Genomic DNA, 202 nt, shown 5'->3' with positions numbered 1-202 from the left:
GAAGAAAAGCTTGAAGAAACAATCATTGTGGAAATACCAGAAGAAGTGGAAGTAATTGCAGAAGCAGAAGAGTCAGAAGAAGTGGAAGTAGTTGCAGAAGCAGAAGAGTCAAAAGAAGTGGAAGTAATTGCGGAAGCGGAAGAGTCAGAAGAAGTTGGAGTAATTGCAGAAACAGAAGAGTCAGAAGAAGCTGGAGTAATTG

The 202-nt window shown here is 40.6% G+C and carries 1 protein-coding gene; it reads left to right on the top strand.

Annotation, left to right across the window (positions count from 1 at the left end):
- On the top strand, nt 1–202 hold a 202-nt coding region (locus MR079_RS29160), incomplete at both ends, for a hypothetical protein (RefSeq protein ID WP_242295130.1).

The sequence above is a fragment of the Bacillus cereus group sp. BfR-BA-01381 genome, assembly GCF_022663555.1.
Taxonomy (GTDB): domain Bacteria; phylum Bacillota; class Bacilli; order Bacillales; family Bacillaceae_G; genus Bacillus_A; species Bacillus_A pacificus.
The sequence above is the reverse complement of the archived record's forward strand: the minus strand, read 5'-3'. Positions and strand labels throughout refer to the sequence as shown.